This is a genomic window from Mesorhizobium sp. M7A.F.Ca.CA.004.06.1.1, assembly GCF_003999135.1.
Taxonomy (GTDB): domain Bacteria; phylum Pseudomonadota; class Alphaproteobacteria; order Rhizobiales; family Rhizobiaceae; genus Mesorhizobium.
This window is the reverse complement of record NZ_RZPQ01001282.1, coordinates 1-821: the sequence shown is the minus strand read 5'-3', so window position 1 is coordinate 821 and position 821 is coordinate 1. Positions and strand designations below refer to the sequence as shown.

The 821-nt window shown below is 64.9% G+C and carries 1 protein-coding gene; it reads left to right on the top strand.

The genetic code is table 11. The annotated features are described in order from the left end of the window. Nucleotides 1–18 precede the first annotated feature (18 nt). The coding region (locus tag EN906_RS35790; RefSeq protein WP_164777688.1) for a YcjX family protein at nt 19–821 on the top strand (803 nt) is incomplete at its 3' end.

The window sequence follows — 821 nt, the reverse complement described above, 5'->3', positions numbered from 1 at the left end:
AGTCCGAGAGAGCATATTTTGGCATCATCGCTGACCACCTTCACCGACGAGGCGAGGATTGCCCTCGACACGCTGTCAGGCCGCGCCACCGGGCTTTTTTGCCCATCGCTGCGCCTCGGCGTGACCGGATTGTCCCGCGCCGGCAAAACAGTGTTCATATCGGCCCTAGTCCACAATTTGATCCATGGCGGGCGCCTGCCGCTGTTCGAAGCGCAGAAATCGGGTCGCATCGCCCGCGCCTTCCTCGAGCAGCAGCCCGACGACGCGGTGCCGCGTTTCCAGTACGAGGACCACATTGCCGCCCTGCTCAACGACCGCGCCTGGCCCGATTCGACGCGCGCCATTTCGGAACTGCGGCTGACCATCGAATATGAATCGGCCTCCGGCTGGAGCCGCATGTTTTCCTCGGGCAGACTGTCGGTCGATATTGTCGACTATCCCGGCGAATGGCTGCTCGATCTGCCGCTGCTCGGCAAGTCCTTCGCCGATTTTTCGCAGGAAGCCTTCGAAATGGCCGTTCTGCCGGTGCGCGAGGACCTGTCGCAGAGCTGGCGGGCGTTGTCGGCCGGGATCGATCCGAACGCCGATGCCGACGAGATGACGGCGCGCCGGCTAGCCGAGAACTTCGCCGCCTATCTGAAGGCCTGCAAGCTCGACGAGCGGGCGCTTTCGACCTTGCCGCCCGGCCGCTTCCTGATGCCTGGCGATCTCGAAGGCTCGCCGGCACTGACCTTCGCGCCCCTGGCCGGGATCGGCGACAGGCGTCCGCGCCCGGGGTCGCTGCACGCCATGATGGACAGGCGCTATGAGGCCTACAAGAC